The organism is Roseibium album (assembly GCF_965233825.1).
GTDB classification, from domain to species: Bacteria; Pseudomonadota; Alphaproteobacteria; order Rhizobiales; family Stappiaceae; genus Roseibium; species Roseibium album.
In genome coordinates this window covers 4,354,683-4,376,959 of sequence record NZ_OZ247583.1, presented here as the reverse complement: position 1 = coordinate 4,376,959, position 22,277 = coordinate 4,354,683, and the positions used below count along the sequence as shown (strand labels likewise).

The 22,277-nt window shown below is 53.4% G+C and carries 21 protein-coding genes and 1 tRNA gene; 8 read left to right on the top strand and 14 right to left on the bottom strand.

Annotation, left to right across the window (positions count from 1 at the left end; genetic code table 11):
- Positions 1 to 4: 4 nt before the first annotated feature.
- Both ACO6TI_RS19880 and ACO6TI_RS19875 read left to right on the top strand, forming a co-directional pair.
- Positions 5 to 322, top strand: a complete 318-nt coding sequence (locus tag ACO6TI_RS19880) for a c-type cytochrome (protein WP_055391475.1) — start codon at positions 5 to 7, stop codon at positions 320 to 322.
- A 162-nt stretch (positions 323 to 484) separates the two neighbouring features.
- Positions 485 to 1,753 carry a PQQ-dependent sugar dehydrogenase gene (locus tag ACO6TI_RS19875; RefSeq protein WP_108875122.1) on the top strand — a complete coding sequence of 423 codons (1,269 nt, stop codon included), beginning with the start codon at positions 485 to 487 and terminating at the stop codon, positions 1,751 to 1,753.
- Between the two features lie 54 nt (positions 1,754 to 1,807).
- On the opposite strand, the gene ACO6TI_RS19870 is transcribed toward ACO6TI_RS19875, so the two are convergent.
- The gene (locus ACO6TI_RS19870) at positions 1,808 to 2,497 is read right to left on the bottom strand and encodes a hypothetical protein (protein WP_144436202.1); all 690 of its coding nucleotides are present in this window, start codon (positions 2,495 to 2,497) and stop codon (positions 1,808 to 1,810) included.
- Between the two features lie 328 nt (positions 2,498 to 2,825).
- Between ACO6TI_RS19870 and ACO6TI_RS19865 the strand changes: the two genes are divergently transcribed.
- From ACO6TI_RS19865 to ACO6TI_RS19855, 3 genes are read left to right on the top strand one after another with little or no spacing between them, the layout of a single operon-like run.
- Positions 2,826 to 3,140: an ArsR/SmtB family transcription factor gene (locus ACO6TI_RS19865; protein ID WP_055121252.1), complete on the top strand. Its 315-nt coding sequence runs from the start codon at positions 2,826 to 2,828 to the stop codon at positions 3,138 to 3,140.
- Positions 3,137 to 3,526: an SRPBCC family protein gene (locus ACO6TI_RS19860; protein ID WP_422383170.1), complete on the top strand. Its 390-nt coding sequence runs from the start codon at positions 3,137 to 3,139 to the stop codon at positions 3,524 to 3,526. The genes ACO6TI_RS19865 and ACO6TI_RS19860 overlap by 4 nt, the downstream gene beginning before the upstream one ends.
- 44 nt (positions 3,527 to 3,570) lie before the next feature.
- A complete protein-coding gene (locus tag ACO6TI_RS19855) occupies positions 3,571 to 4,176 on the top strand; it encodes an ATP-dependent Clp protease proteolytic subunit (protein WP_196918597.1) in 606 nt (201 codons plus the stop codon).
- A 405-nt stretch (positions 4,177 to 4,581) separates the two neighbouring features.
- Here the strand turns inward: ACO6TI_RS19855 and ACO6TI_RS19850 are convergent, their stop codons facing one another.
- From ACO6TI_RS19850 to ACO6TI_RS19840, 3 genes are all read right to left on the bottom strand, one after another.
- Positions 4,582 to 4,977, bottom strand: coding sequence for a RidA family protein (locus ACO6TI_RS19850; RefSeq protein WP_055391473.1), 396 nt, complete (start codon positions 4,975 to 4,977; stop codon positions 4,582 to 4,584).
- Between the two features lie 429 nt (positions 4,978 to 5,406).
- Positions 5,407 to 5,483: transfer RNA gene (locus ACO6TI_RS19845), tRNA-Arg, on the bottom strand.
- Positions 5,484 to 5,622: 139 nt separating this feature from the next.
- Positions 5,623 to 5,928, bottom strand: coding sequence for an ETC complex I subunit (locus ACO6TI_RS19840; RefSeq protein ID WP_055121249.1), 306 nt, complete (start codon positions 5,926 to 5,928; stop codon positions 5,623 to 5,625).
- A gap of 325 nt (positions 5,929 to 6,253) precedes the next feature.
- Here ACO6TI_RS19840 and ACO6TI_RS19835 point away from each other — a divergent pair, with 325 nt between their 5' ends.
- Positions 6,254 to 6,487, top strand: coding sequence for a hypothetical protein (locus ACO6TI_RS19835; RefSeq protein ID WP_055404486.1), 234 nt, complete (start codon positions 6,254 to 6,256; stop codon positions 6,485 to 6,487).
- A 107-nt stretch (positions 6,488 to 6,594) separates the two neighbouring features.
- Here ACO6TI_RS19835 and ACO6TI_RS19830 read toward each other — a convergent pair whose 3' ends face one another.
- The 9 genes from ACO6TI_RS19830 to ACO6TI_RS19790 form a co-directional block, all read right to left on the bottom strand.
- Positions 6,595 to 7,635, bottom strand: a complete 1,041-nt coding sequence (locus ACO6TI_RS19830) for a PLP-dependent cysteine synthase family protein (RefSeq protein ID WP_055121247.1) — start codon at positions 7,633 to 7,635, stop codon at positions 6,595 to 6,597.
- 549 nt (positions 7,636 to 8,184) lie between these two features.
- The gene (locus tag ACO6TI_RS19825) at positions 8,185 to 8,994 is read right to left on the bottom strand and encodes a hypothetical protein (protein WP_422383169.1); all 810 of its coding nucleotides are present in this window, start codon (positions 8,992 to 8,994) and stop codon (positions 8,185 to 8,187) included.
- Positions 8,995 to 9,466: 472 nt separating this feature from the next.
- Positions 9,467 to 10,852, bottom strand: coding sequence for an FGGY-family carbohydrate kinase (locus ACO6TI_RS19820; protein WP_422383168.1), 1,386 nt, complete (start codon positions 10,850 to 10,852; stop codon positions 9,467 to 9,469).
- Positions 10,853 to 10,858: 6 nt separating this feature from the next.
- Entirely contained in the window at positions 10,859 to 11,173 is a 315-nt protein-coding gene (gene rhaM / locus ACO6TI_RS19815; protein WP_422383167.1) for an L-rhamnose mutarotase, read from the bottom strand.
- 4 nt (positions 11,174 to 11,177) lie between these two features.
- Entirely contained in the window at positions 11,178 to 12,194 is a 1,017-nt protein-coding gene (locus ACO6TI_RS19810; RefSeq protein ID WP_055121243.1) for an ABC transporter permease, read from the bottom strand.
- Positions 12,191 to 13,174 (bottom strand): ABC transporter permease subunit, encoded by a 984-nt coding sequence (locus tag ACO6TI_RS19805; protein ID WP_104701589.1) that lies wholly within the window; start codon positions 13,172 to 13,174, stop codon positions 12,191 to 12,193. Before ACO6TI_RS19805 ends, ACO6TI_RS19810 begins: the two co-directional genes overlap by 4 nt.
- On the bottom strand, positions 13,171 to 14,712 hold the full coding sequence (locus ACO6TI_RS19800) for a sugar ABC transporter ATP-binding protein (protein WP_422385319.1): 1,542 nt from the start codon (positions 14,710 to 14,712) through the stop codon (positions 13,171 to 13,173). Before ACO6TI_RS19800 ends, ACO6TI_RS19805 begins: the two co-directional genes overlap by 4 nt.
- Positions 14,713 to 14,822: 110 nt before the next feature.
- Positions 14,823 to 15,815 (bottom strand): rhamnose ABC transporter substrate-binding protein, encoded by a 993-nt coding sequence (gene rhaS, locus ACO6TI_RS19795; RefSeq protein ID WP_422383166.1) that lies wholly within the window; start codon positions 15,813 to 15,815, stop codon positions 14,823 to 14,825.
- Between the two features lie 52 nt (positions 15,816 to 15,867).
- The gene (locus ACO6TI_RS19790) at positions 15,868 to 16,674 is read right to left on the bottom strand and encodes a DeoR/GlpR family DNA-binding transcription regulator (RefSeq protein WP_035900425.1); all 807 of its coding nucleotides are present in this window, start codon (positions 16,672 to 16,674) and stop codon (positions 15,868 to 15,870) included.
- Between the two features lie 185 nt (positions 16,675 to 16,859).
- On the opposite strand from ACO6TI_RS19790, the gene ACO6TI_RS19785 reads away from it, so the two are divergent.
- Complete coding sequence (locus tag ACO6TI_RS19785) at positions 16,860 to 18,962, top strand: bifunctional rhamnulose-1-phosphate aldolase/short-chain dehydrogenase (protein WP_422383165.1); 2,103 nt, start codon at positions 16,860 to 16,862, stop codon at positions 18,960 to 18,962.
- A gap of 11 nt (positions 18,963 to 18,973) precedes the next feature.
- Positions 18,974 to 20,260 (top strand): L-rhamnose catabolism isomerase, encoded by a 1,287-nt coding sequence (gene rhaI / locus ACO6TI_RS19780; protein ID WP_422383164.1) that lies wholly within the window; start codon positions 18,974 to 18,976, stop codon positions 20,258 to 20,260.
- Between the two features lie 1,111 nt (positions 20,261 to 21,371).
- Here rhaI and ACO6TI_RS19775 read toward each other — a convergent pair.
- Positions 21,372 to 22,169, bottom strand: a complete 798-nt coding sequence (locus ACO6TI_RS19775; protein WP_422383163.1) for a hypothetical protein — start codon at positions 22,167 to 22,169, stop codon at positions 21,372 to 21,374.
- Between the last annotated feature and the right edge of the window lie 108 nt (positions 22,170 to 22,277).

Sequence of the window (22,277 nt, the reverse complement as noted above, 5' to 3'; positions counted from 1 at the left end):
CGACATGAAAACTGGTTCAATCATCGTGATCTGGTTGACGATCTTACTCGGAACGTCTCAGGCGGCAGCTCAAGATGTTGAAGTAGGCAAATCGCTTTACAAAAAGAACTGCAGAGCATGCCACGGACCGACGGCAAAGGGGCTTGCCAGTTACCCCAAACTCGTCGGACACCCTGCCGAATACCTTGTCGATCGGCTTGAGAGATACCGTGCCGGCGAGAAATTCGGCCCGAACACGCCATTGATGGCACCGCGCGCCAAAAAACTCTCCGACGAAGACATATCCAATATCGTAACGTTTATCGTCACCACCTTCGAGTGACCTTGTCAAAAACGGCGAATTGCAGCCAATTCGGCCAATACTTACGTTAGGTTAATTTATTTGATCCGATCGCCTTAAAGGCCTAACCTCTTTCGCGTCGAAAGTGTGCAGGACGGAACATTCGACCAACCGCACGCACGACATACAAAAAGGGAGGTTTCAATGAAAATTGGAAATGCTACCAGTCTTGTGACGCTCCTGTTGGGCGCTACAGTCTTCTCTGCGCCGGTATTTGCACAAAATACCACCAGCCTCAAACATACTCTTGTGCTGGAAGATCTCGAAAACCCCTGGGACATGGCGTTCCTGGACGATGGAACAATGTTTTATACCGAAAAGTGCAAGGGGCTGTCCGTCCTGATGCCTTCAGGTGAGACCAAAGCACTTCTCGGCATGGGTGGATCCGAAGGATTTGCTTCTACGGCCGACGACCTTTTCTGTGAAGGTCAAGCCGGAATGATGGGTGTCGCAATAGATCCGAATTTCGCCAACAACCGGCGAATTTACGTTTACTCGACGTCCAACATGTCTACACCCCACACCAACAGGTTGATGCGCCTGGAGGTCAGTGACGATTTCTCCAATGTGTCAGGGCGGACCGATATTGTTGACGACGTCCCGTACAAGATGAAAGCCTCAGACCATCCGTTCGGTGGCCCGGGAGCTCATAATGGCGGGAGGGTGCGTTTCAACCCGGGTGACGGTTACCTTTATCTGACGACCGGCGACACGCACAACGGTCAGGTACCGCAGAGCCCGACAATGATGGGCAGCAAAGTGCTGCGGATCGATACGGACGGAACCGCTGCACCCGAAAATACGCCGCCGGTCGGTTTCGACAAGCGGACCTACACCTATGGGCACAGAAACGTCCAGGGTATTGCATTCCATCCGGGAACAGGCACGCCGATTGCCGCTGAACACGGACCATGGCACTCGGACGAGATCACCGTTCTCAGGAATGGCGGCAACGCTGGCTGGGATCCAAGGCCGAACATGGCCGGACGTGGCGATTGTCCGGACAATTACTGCGGCTACAGCCCAAATCAAATGGTTGGTGAAAACAGGTTCGCGCGTGCATCCTGGATGCCCATGACCGATTTCGAGACCTATCCGAGCGCCATGCCGCCCATCTGGAACAACAATGGCTGGTCGCAAGGCACATCTTCTGCAGCCTTTCTTGAAGGTGACGCATGGGGTGACTGGGATGGCGCCATGGTGGTCGGTCTCATGGGGATCGGCTTCGGCGGCACACCACTGGGTCAACGTATCGACGTCCTCCAGCTTACGGACGACGGCACCGAAGTCATTGACGTGACGGAAATGACGTTGCCAATGGAAGCTGGCCGGTTCCGCTCACTCGTGGTTGGGCCGGATGGAAGCCTTTATGCGGCGATTGACGAGGGCATGATCCACAAACTGACGCCCTGACCAGAGACCCCGGTTGCGCCACCTTGTAGTGGCGCAACCGATCTGTGGACCCCATCAGTCCTCGAAAACCAGCCGAATTGGCAGCTCGAAACGCTGATCGTCGACGCGGATGGAATAAAGATCGTCTGTCAGGTTCCAGGCAAAATCGGTACCCACGCCCGACATGGTCGCACTGGCCCGCACGAATTCTCCGTGAATGAAGTAGAGTTTTCTCTGGAAGCCGTTTGGAAACGTCACGACCACCGCCGCGTCGCCGCCGTCGCTCTGTGCTGTCGCGGCCTCGCAAGATCCCAATGCCTGACCACGCTCTTGAGCGCACGCAATCTTGCTTTTCGCGTCAAAATCGCGCTTTCCTGCGCGGCGCCTGCTGTCATCAACGCCCATTGGCACGATACCGTCTGGCCCCCTCGCCGGCTGAAGGTTCTGAAATCCGACGAAACCTCCGCGACCTCCGCGGAATGAACGCACATTGCACCAGATCTGGTGGCCCGCCTCCTGACATCCATCGTTGGAAAGAACTTCTCCTTTCTCAAGGAGCCTAATCACCTCGGCAGCGCTTGACGGTTTGGACTGCAATTGCACATCCGCCCCGACAACAACCCATCGTCTCGGGCCTCCCTCTTCCGGTGCGACGGGTGGTTTTGCCTCAAAGGCAGTTTGCGCCAACGACGCCGAACCGGCTGACAAAGTCAGCGATGCCATGATGGTCAATGCCAGTGATGCTCTGAGACAAGAGAAATACATTGGTGCCCATCCACGGGTTTGCCTTCCTTATGAAGGACCATTGCAAAAAGGCTAGTGCGCCTACCGGGCCTGGTCAACAAATCGATCGAGACAGTGAGAAAGCGCGTGAATTCAGAGGTTTGAAGCGTTACGTGGATGATCAGGTCCAACGCAATGATTGGTTGCCAGCAGACGAGTGCTGGTGTTCCTTTTTCCGGTTTTCTCCGAAGATGGTTTCTGCCTACTCCCAACTCCCAACTCCCAACGCCCACAGCGTCACGTTTTCAGCCGGCAAAGTTCAAAATTCAAAGGCATTGCGAATCACATAAGTGTATGCTTATGTATTGGCATGATGGAAAACGACATATTCAAGGCCCTGGCAGATCCGACACGGCGCATGATCTTCGAAAAACTCGCCTCCGGCAGCATGAACGCAAGTTCATTGCGCGACGGAGTGGAGATCAGTCAGCCCGCAATGTCACAGCATCTTGCCATCCTGTGCAACGCAAAGCTTGTGCGGCAGGAACGGAGCGGCCGGTTCGTGAATTACGAGGTCGATCCCGACGGGCTGGCAATGATTGCGAACTGGCTGGCGAAGTATCGCGCCTACTGGCCAGCGCGTATCGACGCCTTGAAAGACCTGCTGAAGGACATGGATCAATGAGCAAAAGACAGACTGACGCCAGGGCTTCAACACCTGTCATCGATGATGAAGAAACCGTGGGCATGGTTCTGGAATACGAACTTGAAGCGCCACCGGAGAAGATATGGCGGGCACTTACCATCCAGGAATACAGAGAGAGATGGTTGCCCGGGAGCGACCTTGCGGCGGTAGAACCCATTGCTGAAGTGACGGGTGAGCAAATCTGCTTCCGAATGAGGGACAGCGATCCGCCCCATCTGGAAAGCGTCGTGACATTTCAGCTCACGCCCCAAGGGAACGGCGGGACAGTCCTCAGGGTTACGCATCGCCTCATCGATAGTCGTCTTGTTTCGCCAATGCCAGGGGCTGCGAACAGCAACGAACCTGTCTTGATGCAAGCCGCCTGACTTTCGTTCCGAAGTCCACATCTTCAAAACACAGGAGTTCGCCCATGCGCGAAGCGATGCAACTCGTCCCGATGGTCGTGGAACAATCCAACCGCGGGGAGCGCTCTTTCGATATCTATTCCCGCCTTCTTCGAGAGCGGATCATATTCCTGAACGGTGAGGTGAATGACACGGTTTCGGCGCTTGTGTGCGCACAATTGCTGTTTCTTGAGGCGGACAGTTCAACGCGCCCCATCCAGCTCTACATCAATTCGCCCGGAGGCGTGGTCACCAGCGGCTTTGCGATGTATGACACCATGCGCTACATCAAGGCACCGGTTCATACACTGTGCATGGGGACGGCCAGGTCGATGGGATCGTTCCTCCTTATGGCTGGCGAGCCGGGCGAGCGTGCGATACTGCCCAATGCCAGTATTCTCATCCACCAGCCGTCTGGGGGCTTCCAGGGCCAGGCGTCGGACATGGCGATCCATGCCGAGGAAATCCTGCGTACCAAGCAGCACATGACCCGTCTTTACGCCGAACACTGCCATCGAACATACGAGGAGTTCGAATTCGCGATGGACAGGGACCGTTTCATGACGCCGCAAGAAGCGATGGAGTGGGGATTGGTCGATCGCATTCTGAGTGAACGCGAATCCACCGAGTGATCAAATCAGGATCCGTTTCGGGCATCCGTTGCTCTTGAGTTCACAAAAATTATCACGCCCCGATGCGATTGGTCGACGATCCATTCGAGGCGGAATTGAACCAGGTGTCTCCGGCACAATCTGTAACCTTGGTCTTCAGGCTGAAAACCAATCAAATGGCGCCCCGCCCCCCTGAACGATCACTGAAAGTCATCATTGAAATACCGATAGAATTTTTGATGCCTGCCGCACACAAAAAAGATACTTCACGCTCGAGCGATACATATAGCGCCTATTGCAACATTTGAGAGCAGATGACAGCGTCCAGCAAATTTTCCGAGGCTAATCAATCGACCGGGTAGGAAGGAAACTCGGACATTGCTGCCAATTCGGATCGGGCTTCGAAGGTCCGCTTCGAACGCAGATTTATCCTGCTACAACTGCCGTCAAGTTCATTGTAAGCAGTGCATTCTCTTTTGGTACGTCTATAACAGCGACCGCCGTACGTGCTGGTTTCCGCGCGCCCATTTTGCTCTCATATGCAGCATTCATCTCGTCGAAATCTTTCATGTCCTTCATGTAGACATTGACATGGATGACATGAGAAAGATCTGATCCGACAGAAGCTAACATGACCTCAAACGCATCCAATATCTGTAGCGTTTGTGACGCAATATCTGGCCCAATCAATTTTCCTGTTGTTGGGTCCACACCTGCCGTCGCACCAATTGTTATGAATTCGCCGACTTTTGCGATGTGGCTGTATGGACCTATAGGCCGCATCGTATTCGTTGGTGTCGAGTATTCAACTTTTCTAGACATCTCAAGCTCTCGTACTGTTTCCAGAGCAGCCGTCAACTTCAGATTAACAGGGCAAACACAAGACACTTCAAGGCGGTGTCGGAATGGACAATAGCTGCATTGCCGAAAGCTGTCACTTTAGGCTAATTTCGCTGCGCTCTGTGCAATGATCCGCACTACGGACGAACCGTTAGTGCGCTGCGGCAGCGCAGATGCCCGCTACGGATCCGCATGCGGGCGTATTCATTTTAAGTAGCTCGCCCCCAACCGAAACAACTTTCTTCTCAATTCTTCGGAAAGCACGTTTCGTCGTCAGCTGCGCGAATCGTGCGAACCCTTTCCGGGTTGTAAAATTCCACTGAAACATAAACACCGACTGGGCTGAATTCCGCCACGCCCCAAATTTCCAAGTCATTGTTTGTAATTACATATTATGATTTTTTTGAAAAATGGCGACCCCGACAGGATTCGAACCTGTGACCATTCGCTTAGAAGGCGAGTGCTCTATCCAGCTGAGCTACGGGGCCTGATTGTGCGGCAGCCCTAAAAACGTTGCGACATGCCTTAGAATACTTTTTGCGTCTCTGTCGATCCGTGTTTCGAGGTTTCAACAGGCATTCCGGATCTGATTGCCAACAGCGTCACGTTCCGGGCAGTTCGGTTAAGTCAATGCGTCCAGGGCGCGACCCGGTTGAACTTGAAATTGTCTGCATAAGCAGCGCCGCGAACCTTTCGCTCCTGTGCTTTTTCGACCCGGTGCGCGATGCCGTGGCGTCTGGCATAAGCGACGGCTTCTTCCTGCGTATCGAAGTACAGCCGGACCTGCTGTTTCATATCCGAAGATGAGGTATAGCCCATCAGCGGCTCGACAGACTTTGCAACTTCCGGCTCGTAGTCCAGAACCCATCGATGGGTTTTCGCCTTGCCGGACTGCATAGCGGTTTTTGCCGGACGATAGATGCGCGCAACCATATGACAATGCCTCAAATCGGTTCGTCAGAGTCTCATCTGCTGAAAAAGCTTTTTCCCACCTTTTGCCCGGAAGTCAACACCGATCTTGCGGTTCAACGCTCCGAGAGCCTTTCTTGTGTCCACAAACCGGGTCTTGTTTTCTTTCCACTCTTTCCTGACAATGACGAGCTGTTGAGATGACACCTGCATGCATATTGTGTTAATAGCTACTTTAGCGGGAAGCCGGAGCAATGGCGTCGATCGTGATGGGACACGATCACACAAAAACTGAGCGCCTGCCGGCAAGGCTTGAAAAGACATAACAATCAAAACAAGAGCGGGACATATGCATCATACATTTCACAAGTCTTTGGGGGCGTATGTACCCGAGCACGTCACCCCGGCCACAATGTCATCGGTCAAGCTCAAGACGGCAGTCGACGCGGCCAACCTGACCGAGATGTGGGACATGATCCTCACGCTCGACTACCACGTTTCAAACGTGAACGAATTGCCTCACGAAAGACGGGACGAGTTTTTGAATGTCATGTCACTCCTCCTTCAGGCCTTCGACCGCTAGATGACATCTCAAACTCCGCATTGATTTTGGCGGCAATCAGACAAAGAGACATTGCCCCGGCTCATTGCCGAATTACATCATTCAATTGAATTTCCTGAATACTTCCGTCAGTTCCAGCGGGCCAATTGTTCTGCATATGCGCTGACATCACCAATATGCGTGCGCACCCATGCCGGGTCGTAATAGCTGTCGAGATACCGTTCGCCGCTGTCACACATCAACGTTACGAGCGAGCCGCGTTCGCCCTTTTCCATCATTTCGCCTGCCACCTGCATGACACCCCAGAGGTTCGTACCGGTCGACGCCCCTGCCTTGCGTCCGATGATCTGTTCCAGCCAGAGAATTGTTGCAACGCTGGCAGCATCCGGCACCTTGATCATGTCATCAATGACACCCGGCTGGAATGACTTCTCCACTTGCGGCCTGCCGATACCTTCGATCCGGCTCGACTTGCCTGAAACGAGCGACCCGTCGCCAGTTTTATAACTGTCGTAAAAAACCGAATTTTCCGGATCGACGACCGTCAATTCCGTTTCGTAGCTATTGTAGCGAATGTAACGCCCAAGCGTTGCCGATGTGCCCCCTGTTCCCGCACTCATGACGATCCGCCTGGGCACCGGATGCGGTTCGAAATCCATCTGCCGGAAAATGCTCTCTGCAATGTTGTTGTTGCCGCGCCAGTCTGTCGCTCTCTCCGCATAGGTGAACTGATCCATGAAATAACCATCAATCGACTGTGCCAGCTCGATCGATGCGTCATGCATTTCCGGCGCCGATCCGACAAAATGGATCTTGCCGCCGTAAAGTTCGATCAACCTGATCTTGCTGTGGGCCGTGCTTTCCGGAACGACCGCAATGAAGGGAACGCCGATCATCCTGGCAAAATAAGCTTCAGATACTGCTGTACTGCCCGACGACGCTTCGACGATCGTTGTGCCTTCCCTGATCTTGCCGTTGCAAAGCGCATAAAGAAACAGGGAGCGGGCCAGCCTGTGCTTCAGGCTTCCGGTCGGATGAGTGCTTTCGTCCTTCAGGTATATATCAATGCCTTCGAGCCGAGGGACCCGGAGATTGAAAAGGTGCGTATCGGCGGATCTGTGGGAATCCGCGTTTATCCTGCCCACGGCCTGTGCAACCCAGCTGTCCATGGGTAACGCGCCTCCCCTTGTTTACCGCTTTGCCGTTCATCACAAATCAATTTGCTCAAAAAGACAAGTTTGGTGAAAGGGTCCCGTGTCAAACTGGAAACCGGCGTTGCGTTATCGAAAATCGTACAGAAATCAGATTCGGCCAGAGGCTCCCCAGATGCTGTTGACACCGGTTTCGCGATAAAGCCTCGGCATGTACAGGACAGCATGCGTCCCAAGATCGCTGATCGGCAACCGCAGTAACCACTGCTTCTCCCGTTGTCATTGAGTGGACACTTTATCTGACCGGATGGAGCGTCGCGGTTTGAAGCGAAATATCAAACCGACTGACGAAAGAGCTTCGATCAACATCTAATTCAAAAGAACAAAATATGCAGGCAATACTCGCGGTCCTGACCAGGCGCACAAATGTTCCCGGTGTTGCTCCAGTCCAGGCACACTTGTGCACTCATTTGCGACGCGTGCAGCTTTTCCCGGCATCCTCCGAAATGCAATTTTCTTCCAGCCGCGTCACCAACAATGGCAGTTCAAAGTCCGAAGTCGCAACCGCTATTCAGCTGCCAACAAGTCACGCGCAGAAGCTCGGCGGATATCGTAGCTCATGAGCTGACTGAGATCACTCGGTCCGCCGACTTCCGTCAACAGATCCGCCCCCGACAAGACGTCACACAACGGCCTGGCAAAACTGTTCACCGCCCGGTTGGACATGTAACCGATGAAACGTGCGCCCTCATGTTCAGTCGTGATGTGCTGGCGGACTAGAGCAGATGAAAAGGTATTGGGTGAAATCAGAAGACTGGAGCCTGAATCCTGACAAACCTCGTGATCGGGAAACTTTGCCTTGAGTTCATTGACGATTTTGGGTAACTCGCAATGCTCTTCTTCCCACTTGAGGTAGGCCTTCAATTGACCGATCGTGGCCTGCGTACCCGCAAGGCAAACCCTCAGGGTCGCCGGTCCGTTTTCGATCAACGGCGCAACTTTTTCCTGATAGCCGCTGTTCTGTACAACCTTGACCAGGTGCTCGTAGAGATCGTCTGAAAAACGGTGTTCGCGCCGTTCCAGAACCTCGTCCTCACGCCACAATTCTGCTCCTGAAGAAACGAATATTCCCTTGAAAGCAAATCTGACTCTGGACGGCAGGCGAGACAGCAGGTCGTTGTAGCTGACGCTGGCAAGCAGGTAACATGGCCTGAGGCGCGCGAACTCAAGCAAATAGTCTGCGAAATCATGATCGATCTGACAAAAAGTACCCGGCACGATGGCAGTCAGATCAAATAGAAATACATCTTCACTACGAGAATTACCAATTACCCCGGAAACATGATCGGGGGTCATCAATTCGGCTTTGGACAACATCAGGTTTCTCCTCCAGGCCTTTGTTCTGGAAGTTCCCTTGCAAGTCCCCGACCAAATCATACTTAACGTAAAGTAAACGTTTTATTTGTTTTAATTCAACCGCTTGGGCGTTTTTTTTGAAAATTTCTCAAATTGAATTCCGCAAACCCAGACCCAAACAGAAGCAGGTGTGCCGTAATAAAACACTCTCTTTTTCACACATTCCCGATACGACACTGATTTTAACTAATCGTGTTCACCATTTTGCTTAACATCATTCAGTAATGACACGCGATACCTTGGTGTGACGAGCGTGTGTACCATAAAGTGGATTCGGTCCTCGTTTGCGAGCCACTTCTCGCTGATCCCGGTGAGGCACATTGGCCCCAGTTCCTTCTCTTTTTGAACAGGAGAGCGAAAGTCCGCGTAACCGGAAGGCTTTCAAGGTATTCGAACCGAATAACCATCGTAATCGCCGTCGATTTGAACTGCCTCAGTTCACCGTCTGCCTGATCCAGGCATCAGCATAGGCTTTGAGCAATGGATCCGGCACTCGTTTTCCCTCTAAGGAAGAATAATTCTTTCCGGCAACTGACTTGTCATGGCAAGCAAGCAAGGCAGCGCCGATACTCGTGCCAGTCGATGCGCCTTGCGAGACCTCGACGTCCCTCGCGGTCGCAGCCCGAAGCAGGTCCAGATAAAGCGCGTTTTGAGCAAAAGGCCCCTCGACGATGACATGGCCACTTGCTCCAATCATCCTCAGGCACTCCGTGGTCATCATTGCCAGGTAACAGGACACGGCTGCAAAACGCTCGCCATCGGTCAGCGAAGCTTCCTCGATACTCCAACGAGCCAGTCGGCCCTGATAGGGACCGGATCGTGTCTCGATTGCCGGAAAGAGCATGATTTGCTTTTGAAGAACACTCAAGACTTCAGTTTCAGACGCAACACCAGGACGTCCTTCCATGACGGTGTCGAATTCCCGCCCGCCCATGAAACGTGCAGAAGGAACAGGATCGCCGAATGCGTTTACGTTCGTCAACGTGTCGCGCTCTGGATCAAGCACGACATCCTCGCCTCCAATAGCAAGAGCAATCACCCAGGTTCCGGTCGATACGACGGAAAATGGCGCCTGGCGTTGCAGAAGATGCGGCAGGAGCGAGGCATTCGAGTCGTGAATGCCGCAACTGACAACCAGATCAGGTGGCAGACCGGCACTTTCAGCGACGTCGGGCAACAGGGTCCCCGCAATATCAACCGCCTTCCGAACGGGTGCCATCTTGCTTGTCAGGCCAAGTCGCTCAACCAATGAAGAATAGCGGCGTTGTTCTGGATTCCACAGGTCCGTGTGGCAACCAAGCGAAGTCACTTCGTTGGCAAGCTTGCCGGTCAGCCGATAGGTCCAGTACTGCGGATAAGTAGTGATCACGGCAACACGCTTTGCCAATGCAGGATCGGTCTCAAGCAGCCAATGGAGCTGAGCACCAATGTTCAATCCCACAGAAAGCCGTGGTGAGCCGGTCTCGGCAAAACTCGGTCGGACCTCGTCATATTGTTCAGCCAGGGCGTCAGGACCATCGTGCTCATAATCGAGAACAGGTGTCGCGAGATTGCCCGTTGCGTCCAGGAGAACGATGCTTGCGCCATGTGTTGTCGTCGCAATCGCGTCAAACGGATATCGACTGTACAGACTTGCAAGCGCCTCAAGAATGAAATTCCAATGGCCTTCAATGTCGTAATGCGGATAAGGGGGGGCAGCGACAATGGTATTGGCTCGTTTCAGAGCCGTAATCTCGGTCTGATTTTCCAGATCAACCACAGCGACCTTGACGTTGGTCTTGCCGATATCGATCACACCCACATGCCGGATTGAGCCCATTTGATATCAATCCAGATGAAAGACGGTTTCAAGCTCCTTGACCACCGGCTTGTTGTCCGGTCGGGAAGCCATGATGTCCGACATGTGTGCCCACCACTTCTGCATGACAGGGTGCTCCGGCAGGTCCTCCATCTTGTGCCCGTCCTCACGCCACAACACCCCAAACAGAATGTTGGTGTCCCGGTCGAGGTGGATTGAATAGTCACGAATTCCGGCAGACTTCAGCAGGGCGGCCAGTTCGGGCCAGATTTCATCGTGCCGTTTCTTGTATTCCTCTTCCATTCCAGGATTGAGGATCATCTTGAAGGCCAGTTTTTCCATGATATCACCCCCTCCTTCGAGCAAGAACCTGTCGCGCGATACGAGGCAGGGCTATGACGGCAATCAACAGCAATCCGATGAATATCGACATGACTATGCCTGGAACGTTCAACAGACCGAAACCGAACGTTACCATGCCCATAACGAAGGCCGCTATCACCACTCCGGGGATTGATCCGGCGCCGCCAAGAATACTGACGCCACCCAGCACAACCATGGTCACGACTTCCAGCTCCCAGCCAAAGGCGATTGAAGGACGTGTCGCGCCAAGGCGAGATGTCAGACAGATCGCGGCCACGCCGGACATTGCCCCGGTCAGCAGGAACAACACAAACTTGACCCGCGCTACCTGAATACCGGAAAACAAGGCACCTACCGGATTGTTGCCGATTGCATAAACGAGACGGCCGAAACTGGTGCGGTGCAGAACAATGGCAAAGAAAATCGCGAACAGGACGAACAGCACGAATTCAAACGAAACCGCCCACCAGACATATCCTTGTCCGAAGAATGCGAAGCTGGACGGGTACCCCGTGTAGGCCTTGTCACCCAGTACGATGTAGGAAATGCCACGAAACAGGCTCATGGTACCAATGGTAACCACAATGGACGGCAACCCGAGGCCGGTCACGAGCACGCCATTGAAGGCACCGCACAAAAGCCCGACACCAACGCCAACGAGGATCAGAACCGACGTATCGGCTCCCATCTGAACCGCAAACCCCATTGCTGTTGAAGCAAGTGCGATGATCGAGGCGACCGAGAGATCGATTTCACCTGAAATGATCAGAAGTGCCATCGCAAAGGCAATCATCGCTTTTTCGGTGAAGTTGTAGGTCGCGTCGGAGAGATTCCAGGCATCAAGGAAATAGGGCGACGCGAAACTGTTCAATGTGAATACCGCCACCGCGACACCAAGCAGGAGCAGTTCCCAACTCGCCAGGAAGCGTTGCGCCGGAGACTTCAGCCGGTCCGGAATCTGGCGCTCGATGCTGCCGGTCTCGTTTGCGGTGACACTCATGTTGCATGCTCCGCTTTTTTCAAAATCACGCGGCCCTTGGACCGGCTTGACGTTGCGTTGAAGGCAACGGCGATGATGATCGCGCTACCGGAAATGGCGAGTTGCCAGAAAGGTGAAATGTTGATGACTGGCAGAGCATTCTTGACGATGCCGAGAAACAGCGCGCCAAGCAATGCCCCGCCGACCGATCCGATACCACCGGCGATCGATATGCCACCGATCACACAAGCCGCAACGACTTCCAGCTCAAAACCACCGGCAATGTCGACATAGGCCACTGCGTAACGCGCCACCCAGAGATAACCGGTCAAACCCGCCAAAGCGCCGGAAATCACATAGGCCGCACATTGTGTCTGGCCGACATTGATGCCCGTATAGACGGCGGCATGCGGATTGCCGCCAACTGCGAAGAAAGCCCTGCCGAGAGCCGTTCGTCCCACCAGAACGACAAAAGCCAGAACAACGAGGATCGCGATCCAGGACAGCACGGGCAATCCGAGAATGGTCTCACGGGGAAAAGCCTTGAAGGCATCGCTCATTTCGTGCGCGTTTATCCACTCGCCTCCGGAAATCAGGAAGATGATCCCCCGATAAATTGTCATGGTACCAAGTGTAACGACGATGGGCGGAATGCTCAGCTTCCAGACAAGCAGCCCATTGATGAGCCCCATCAGGGAACCAAGACCGATCGCGATTGCAAGTATGACCGGAACCGGCAAATCGGGCATGGCGGTGTTAAGCATCGCGACCACCATTCCGGTCAACGCGAGGTTGGCGGCAACGGACAGGTCGATACAACGGGTTACGATCACCACCATCTGCCCAAGCGCAAGTATGATCAGGGGAGAAGTGTCGTTGAAGACGTTGGCAAGGTTGGACGGCGCGATGAAAGCCGGGAACCTTGATGCAATCATGCCGACGAGAAGAATGATTGCACCTGCAAGGATCACCTCCCGGGATTTCCAGCCGGACCAGGTCATGTCAGGACCTCAGCAATACCGGCGGCAGCCCGAACCAGCTGTTCCGGGGTCATCTCTTCACGATTGAATTCGGCTGCAATGCGCCCTTCCCGCATGACGATCACACGGTCAGACATTCCGAGAACTTCAGGGATTTCGGAAGACACCATGATCACCGCCAGACCTTCGGCGGCCAGTTCGGCCATAAATTCGTGAACTGCGGCCTTGGAACCAATGTCGATCCCTTTGGTCGGTTCATCGAGAATGATGACGCGCGGCTTGGTTGCCAGCCATTTTGCGATCACGACCTTTTGCTGGTTGCCGCCGGATAGCTCGCCGATATCCTGGTCAAGCGCTGCAGCTCGCAGGTCTAGGCGTTGCGTGTAATCTCTCGCGAGTTTGAATTCCTCTGCCAACCGCAGGAAACCGTTCTTTGACGTTTCCTTCAGCGACGGCAGCGAAATGTTCTGAAAAATCGGCAGTCCCTTGATGGCTCCCTGTGTCCCGCGATCCTCTGGAACGTAGACGATGCCATGACTGATCGCCGCGTTTGGATCGCGGATGACTGCAATCTTATCGTCAATCCGGATTGCCCCTTTGGAAGGTCTGGTGATACCGAACAACGCCTGCATGAATTCACTGCGACCAGCGCCGACGAGGCCATAAAACCCGAGAATTTCACCTTCTCGCAACGTGAAGCCGATGTCCTCGAATTCCGTGGGATGTGAATAACCGACAACCCTGAGGACTTCTTCACCAAGCTGTGGCGACCGGTTTGGAAAGACCGTATCGACGGAGCGGCCGACCATCAGTTTGACCAGCTCCCTTTCATTGACGTCATCGATCCTGCCGGCGCCGACCATCTGCCCATCCCTGAATACGGTGTAGCGGTCCGCGATACGGAAAATTTCGTCGAACTTGTGGCTGATGAAAAGGATAGCCTTTCCTTCCGCTCTCAACCATTCAACGAGTTCGTATGTTTCTTCGATTTCCTTGTGGGACAGCGATGCGGTCGGTTCGTCCATAATGACGATTTTTGCGTCGATCGAGAGTGCACGGGCAATTGCAACGAGGTGTTTGTTTGCAATGCCGAGGTCTCTCAACGTGACCGCGGGATCGATCTGCGCACCGACACGCTCCAGCAACGCTCGTGCCCTTGCGGCCATCGCAGCGCGGTCAATCAGTCCGAGCCGGGTTTTTGGAGCGTGGCCGATGAAAATATTCTCTGCAACCGACAGGTCGTCGAACAGAACTGTTTCCTGATGAATGGCCGTGACACCTGCCCCGCCCGCATCCTGTGCGGTTGAAAAGGTGACAGGTTGTCCATCAATCGAGATCTCGCCTTCGTCCGGCTGGTAGATACCCGTCAGGATCTTCACGATAGTCGATTTACCGGCACCGTTTTCACCAACCAGCGCGGTCACCGTCCCGGGATAGAGCTCCAGAGAAACATCTGACAGTGCCTTGACGCCAGGAAAGGACTTGGAGATCCCCGTCAGGGACAGGAGAGGCTCGATTTTTTCGCCTGACTGCGAATGCACTTCACTTATGCCCTGCATATTCGCAAGCATGACCATGTCCTGGAACCTGGTATTGTTTGTGTTGGAGAACCCGGTGCACAAGACACCGGGTTTTTGACCATTCCTTCAAGTCTGGCTCGGGGCCAAGCTTAGAAGATGTCCTTGAAATCGTTGATGTTCGAACTGTCGTATGTGAACGGATCGGCCATCGCGCCTTCGTTCTTGTCGTTCAGGGTCAACGACCCCATGCGACCCATGGGAATTTCACCGCCCGGCTTTGCCTCGGCCTTGTCGGTCGCAAGATTATAGGCAAGCATGGTGGCGGAGTATCCGAGATCAATGGGGTTCCAGATCGCAAAGGACTTGGACGCGCCGGAATCGATGTGACCGGCCATCTCGGACGGTAAGCCGAGACCGGTTACGTTGATCTGTCCGGCCTTCTCCGCGTCTGAAACAGCCTGTGCTGCAGCAACAATCCCGACCGACGTCGGTGCAATGATTGCCTTGAGATCCGGATAGGTCTGCATAAGGCCCTGTGCTTCGCGGTAGGACTTGTCAGCAAGATCGTCCCCATAGACGGTGGCGACGACATTGATGCCGGGATAGTTGTCCTTGACCTTGTTCATTTCCTCGATCCAGATGTTCTGGTTCGTGGCGGTTGCAGACGCCGAGAGCACCGCGACGTCGCCTCCATCCGGCAAATGATCGGCAGCCAGCTTGATGATCATATTGCCGATCAACTCATTTGAAGACGGGTTCAGATGAAGCTGGCGTCCCTCCGGCGCAACTCCGGAATCCCAGGAAATCACGGTGATACCCCGATCCATGGCCTTCTTCAGTGCGGGAACCAGCGCATCCTGATCGTTTGCGGAGATGGCGATTGCATCCACTTTCTGGGCGATCAGCGCGTTGATGACTTCAATCTGACCTTCCGCTGTGGTGTCCGTCGGACCGGTATAGATGATTTCAACATCACCCAATTCCTTGGCGGCTTCCTCCGCTCCCTTTGCAGCAGCTTCGAAAAAGCCGATGCCAAGGGCCTTCACGACCAGTGCGATCCTCTTGTCTTCCGCTTGCGCAGGTCCGGCAAGGCATACCGCAGCGACTGCCATCGCGGTCAACAGTGACTTGAATAGTTTCATTGCTTCCTCCCTGTATGACTGCCGGCCTTCCCAAGGTCCGGCAGAAAGTCGGCTACCCGTTAGAGGTCGCCTTGGTCTGTGCGGCACTGACGTCCGCCACAATCACCTTGATATCTGCCTGTTCGAGCATGCTGGCCGCGCTGTCGGGTATCCGGTCATCCGTGATGACGGTGGAAATGCGATCGAGCGGGCACAGGATCAGGCTCGACCTTGCACTGAATTTCGAGCTGTCCGCGAGGACAACCAGTTCGTCAGCCTGACCGATCAGTTTCTGTTCGGCCTGAATGAGCAAAGGATCCGCTTCCATGAGGCCGAGCGCACCAAGGCCCTGTGCACCCATGAACATTCGGCTCGCATAGAAATTACGCGTCACATCGTTATCAAACGGACTGAGAATGATATTCTGTTCCCGGTAGATCACTCCACCGGAAAGCATGATGGTGTTTTTTGAATTCTTCAGAAGATGCTCAGCAATCGGAAATGAATTCGTGAACACCTGCAAGCGTTTGGTCGCAAGCGGATGCACCATCTGAAATGTCGTGGTGCCGCCGTTTATGATGATCGCATCGCCGTCCTCGCACAGCTCGACTGCCTTCAGCGCAATTGCACGTTTTTGAGCAATATTGATTGTCTCATTGACGCTGAACGGTCGTCCGGCCAACCCGACAAATTGCGGCGGGTGGATCGATTCCGCGCCACCACGCACTCGGCGAAGCTTCTGCTGCATATGCAGCTGTGCAATATCCCGGCGTATGGTCGCCTCAGAAGCCCCGGTCAATGCCACGAGCTCCTGCACCGTCACGACCGGACGATCCTGAACCGCGGATAGTATGATCCTGTGGCGTTCTTTTTCGTGCATGCAGTCCTCCCAGTCATCAAACGTTTTCACCAAAATCACTCATTGTCAATCACCAAACATCATATTTGATCATTTTGCAGTGCAATATGACTGATTTTGCGCGTTTTTGATTGACATGAGGGTTGGTTCAAGCGAGGGTTTAGCGAAACACGCAAATGCCGTCAGGCATATACTGGGAGGACATGATGTTGAATTCCACGGCCGGGTCCCGACTTGAAAATCTTTGGGACAAGGGGAAAGCATCTGGCATGAATGACCCGGAACTTTTGCTTTACCGGTCCAATCTTCTCGGTTCTGACAAGCGCATCACCAACTATGGCGGCGGCAACACGTCCGCCAAGGCCATAGAGACGGATCCTCTGACCGGCCAGCCGGCGGAAGTCCTTTGGGTAAAGGGATCGGGCGGAGATGTCGGCACGATCAAAATGGATGGATTTGCGACGCTCTACATGGAAAAACTGCATGCGCTTAAAGGGTTATACCGCGGCGTTGACTTTGAAGACGAGATGGTCGGCTATCTGCCTCACTGCACGTTCAATCTCAATTCGCGCGCAGCGTCGATCGACACGCCCCTGCATGCCTATGTTCCGAAAAAACACGTTGATCACATGCACCCGGACGCCATCATAGCGATTGCAGCCGCCAGCGACAGCAAGGCGATCACACAGGAGATATTCGGTGACGACATAGGCTGGCTTCCCTGGAAGCGGCCTGGTTACGAACTCGGACTCTGGCTTGAAAAATTCTGTATTGAGAACCCAGACGCACGTGGTGTCGTTTTGGAAAGCCACGGCCTTTTCACGTGGGCCGACGATGCAAGAGACTGCTATGAGACAACGCTGGAAATCATCAACAGCGCAATCGCCTGGTTTGAAAATAAGACGGATGGCGTTGACGCGTTCGGCGGTTTGAAGCACCGGGCCCTTGCCCCGGCCGACCGTCGCGCGGTTGCCGCACGGCTGATGCCGGCCATTCGGGGAATGATATCAGGCAAGCAACACATGGTCGGTCATTTCGACGACAGCGACGCGGTGCTCGAATTCATCTGTTCCAGCGATATGGAGACCCTTGCGGCGCTCGGCACCAGTTGCCCGGACCACTTTCTGCGCACAAAGATCCGGCCGCTGGTCGTTGCATTCGATCCCGCCAAACCAGACGTGGACAGGACACTGACCGGGCTTGAAGACGCGATAGATGCATATCGCAAGGACTATTCGGCCTATTATGAGCGCTGCCGCCACGACGACAGCCCTGCCCTTCGTGATCCGAACGCGGTTGTCTACCTTGTGCCAGGTGTCGGCATGATTACCTTTGCCAAGGACAAGGCTACCGCCCGAATTTCCGGAGAATTCTACACCAACGCCATCAACGTGATGCGCGGTGCGTCGAGTGTTTCCACCTATTGCGGGTTACAGGAACAGGAAGCCTTCGACATCGAATACTGGCTCCTTGAAGAAGCAAAGCTGCAACGCATGCCGCAACCCAAGAGCCTCGCTGGCAAGATCGCGCTCGTCACCGGAGGGGCCGGCGGTATCGGCTCGGCAACGGCAGAACGGTTCTTGCGCGAAGGAGCCTGTGTCGTACTCGCCGACATCGATGAGGAGGCACTGACACGTACGGCGGACACCCTGATTGCACGGCATTCACGGGATGTCGTGCGCACCGTCGTGATGGATGTGACCAAAGAAGACGCTGTTGCGCAGGCTTTTGAGGCTGCGGCCATGGAGTTTGGCGGCATTGATCTTCTGGTGTCCAATGCCGGTATTGCCTCCTCCGCCCCGATCGAGGAAACCACCCTGGATCTGTGGAACCTGAACATGTCCATCTTGTCGACGGGTTACTTTCTGGTATCGCGCACTGCGTTTCAGATGATGAAAACACAGAACCTGGGTGGCTCCATTGTCTTCATAGGGTCGAAAAATGGCCTGGCAGCCTCACCCGGTGCGAGTGCCTATTGCACGGCAAAGGCTTCGGAAATTCATCTGGCGCGCTGCCTGGCACTGGAAGGCGCACCGGACGGCATCCGCGTCAATGTGGTCAATCCGGACGCTGTCCTGCGCGGCTCGAAAATCTGGTCTGGCGACTGGCTGAAGGAACGGGCGCAGGCCTATGGCAAGGACACTTCGGAACTGGAGGACCACTACCGGCAGAGGTCGCTTCTGAAACGGTCCGTCCTTCCGGAAGATATTGCCGAGGCGACCTATTTCTTTGCGTCTGAAGCCTCATCAAAGTCGACCGGCAATATCGTCAATGTCGACGCCGGCAACGTTCAATCCTTCACACGGTAAAAGAGACAGCAATGACCATGATCGACGCCTCTCTTGTTTCTCAGGAAAATGATGCGCGTTCGGCGGAGCTGAAGCGCGACTATGAAGCACTCGGAGAACAACTTGATCGCCGGGGAATTGCCATTGAAGAAATCAAGGACAAGGTTGCCGCGTACGGCGTCGCGATTCCTTCCTGGGGCGTTGGCACCGGAGGTACGCGGTTCGCCCGTTTTCCAGGGAAAGGTGAACCGCGTCACATCTTTGACAAGCTTGAGGACTGTGCCGTCATCCATCAGCTCACCCGGGCCACACCCCGGGTTTCATTGCATATCCCCTGGGACAAGGCAGACCCGGCAAGCCTGAAAGACAAGGCGGCTTCGCTCGGCCTCGGTTTCGACGCCATGAATTCCAATACGTTCCAGGACCAGGACAACCAATCCCATTCCTACAAGTTCGGATCGCTGACACACACGGATGCGGCGACCCGGCGCCAGGCGATTGATCATAATCTTGAATGCATCGAGATCGGCAAAGCCATCGGTTCGAAGGCATTGACAATCTGGATTGGCGACGGGGCGAACTTTCCCGGCCAGACCCATTTCATCAGGCAATTCGAGCGATACCTGGAATCGACCAAAACGATCTATTCTGCCCTGCCGGACGATTGGAAGCTGTTTACCGAGCACAAGATTTTCGAGCCGGCTTTCTATTCAACCGTGGTTCAGGACTGGGGGACGAACTACCTGATCGCGCAGGAACTCGGAGACAAGGCATATTGCCTTGTCGATCTTGGCCATCACGCGCCCAACGTGAATATCGAAATGATCGTTGCGCGCCTCATACAATTCGGAAAGCTCGGCGGATTTCACTTCAATGACAGCAAGTACGGCGACGACGATCTCGATACCGGGTCCATCGCTCCCTACCGCCTCTTTCTGGTCTTCAACGAACTCGTGGATGCGGAGACGCGCAATGTTTCCGGTTTCGATCCGGCGCATATGCTCGACCAGTCCCACAACGTGACCGATCCGATCGAAAGCCTGATGATCAGTGCCATGGAGGTCCAGCGCGCCTATGCCCAGGCATTTTTGGTCGACCGGCACGCACTTGAGGGACACCAGGAAAGCAATGATGCGCTGATGGCGACAACAACGCTGAAACGCGCCTTCCGCACGGATGTCGAACCGATCCTGGCAATGGCGCGAGCTGAAAAAAACGGTGCCATCGATCCCGTCGCCACTTATCGCACCTCCGGCTACCGGGCCGCGGTCGCAGAAACGCGGCCGGAGGTCTCTGGGGCTGGTGGCGGCATCGTCTGACGGAAGCGGACGACAGATACTCAGTAGCCGGCGGGCAGCCCACTCTCTGTTTTCCTGAACACATCGATGGCGCACTTGGACAGAGGAAAAATCCCCGACTCTTATTGAACTCGCAGCTATCCGCCTAGGCTTTGGAACCGTATCGTCGCTAAGCAAATGAGATGAAGTCCAAGTTCAAACTCTTGAACTGGCGTTTGTCGATATCTGATGGGTTCTTCTGGCTCAGCGATGAGCAGTTTTCAAAGTTACAACCGCTTCTACTTACTGATACACAAGGCAAGGTTCGCGTCGATGCTCAGCGAGAGATCAGCGGTATTATACAAGTCTTGAGTCGAGCGGTCGTTAGGTCGTTGTGCCAGGTGTCTTTGGACCGACGAAAACACTCTAGAATAGCTATGTCCGGCGGTCTGAGAAGGGTGTCTGGACAGTTATCGTCAACACGCTGTCCCAAACCGGCGACCGAACGTTTGAAGTAATGATCGACAGTACAGCAATTTGGACGCACCAGGTCGCTCATGGTGACCAAAAGGACTCTGGTCAATGCTGAGGGCTGAGTTCGTGTTGGTCCGGGAACCGAAACCCACGCGCTCAGCGACAACAAAGGAAGGCCAATCGCCTTCCACCTCGCCGGTGCCAATTTCTCAGATTTCACCGGAGCAGAGGCACTCTTACCGCATGTTCCGGCCAAAGGTGTTTTGCATAGCTACAATGATTACGGCAGCGATCGTATCCGCAGGACCGTGAAAGCGCTGGGCTCTCGTCCAAACATCCCACTCCTCAAAACACGTAAATGAAGACCTGTTTCTCACCACACCTTTACAAAGGCAGAACCTTCATCGAAAGGAAGTTCGGTAGGCTCAAGGAAATTCGAAGAATTGCAACGCGAGATGAAAGGAACGGCACCAATTTCCTGTCCGCTTTCAGCCTCTAGGCAAGCTTTTGCTCATGTATTGAGTCTGAAATCTGGGCGATTTTTCGGTAGATACAAAAATCGTTCATCTTCCAGCTTACTTCTTGGTCTCATGTCGGACGTAATTCGCGAAATCTTTCTAAAGCGCGCAAAAAGACAAGAATTCCGGGAATTTACACAATTTCAAGCAAAAATTTACGATCAACACAATTCTATTCTGACAGAATTTCCAAAAGAATTCACATAGTTGACCTCGCATTCCAACTTTCTCATTTTTCTTTTCGTAACTTTCGCGTTCTCTTCTTTCACATTTTCAAATTCAATTCTTATCCGCTCGATGCAGTGTGCAACACCACTGCAAAATTCATCTGAAGAATTTCTTCCACTCCACTTACTTAACTCCTGTTTTGTCATGTTGAATCCACCCAGACGCAACAAGTCGAAATAGTTTTGCAATATTTCATAATCACCCATGTTCCGCGACAGTTCTCTTAAGAAAGAAACAGTCTCTTCAAGCGGTGGGATTTCCGGAAAATATTTCGACGAACGAAGCAGGTGTTTTAAAAATTCTATACTGAACTCCTCATCATCAATCCAACAATTTTTCTTATTATTTGTTAAAATTTCTTCTAAAAACTCTTTATATTCATGTTTTACAATATACTCTGTTTCCGTGAGCAAAATATTCATAATAAAATGTTGTAAAATAATACTATCCCCTGCAATCCATTTCTCGCGTAGCTTTCCAATGTCATTGAAGGTCATGTATTCAGAATTTGATACAAATTTTTTGAAATCGAACAACGCTACTCCCAATTCGCTTACTTCAGCAAACTTACTAAATAGCTCGTCTTGGGAATTGGATTCTGCTTCAATACTTTTGTAGAGCGTATATTCTTGCGTGTCCTCAAACCTAACGGGCTCAACGCAAGCCAGCACGCGTGCACTGCCTTGAAAGAAAATCAATAGAAAAATTATAAGAACACTCTTTGCACTCATTGTTTACAAATGCTCCAGTGATTGATCTTCACATCGACTATGTAGAGTCAAAAAGCATTTCTTACATTTTCATGTTGAGAGCTAAAGAGCAAATTTTACAAAAATTGA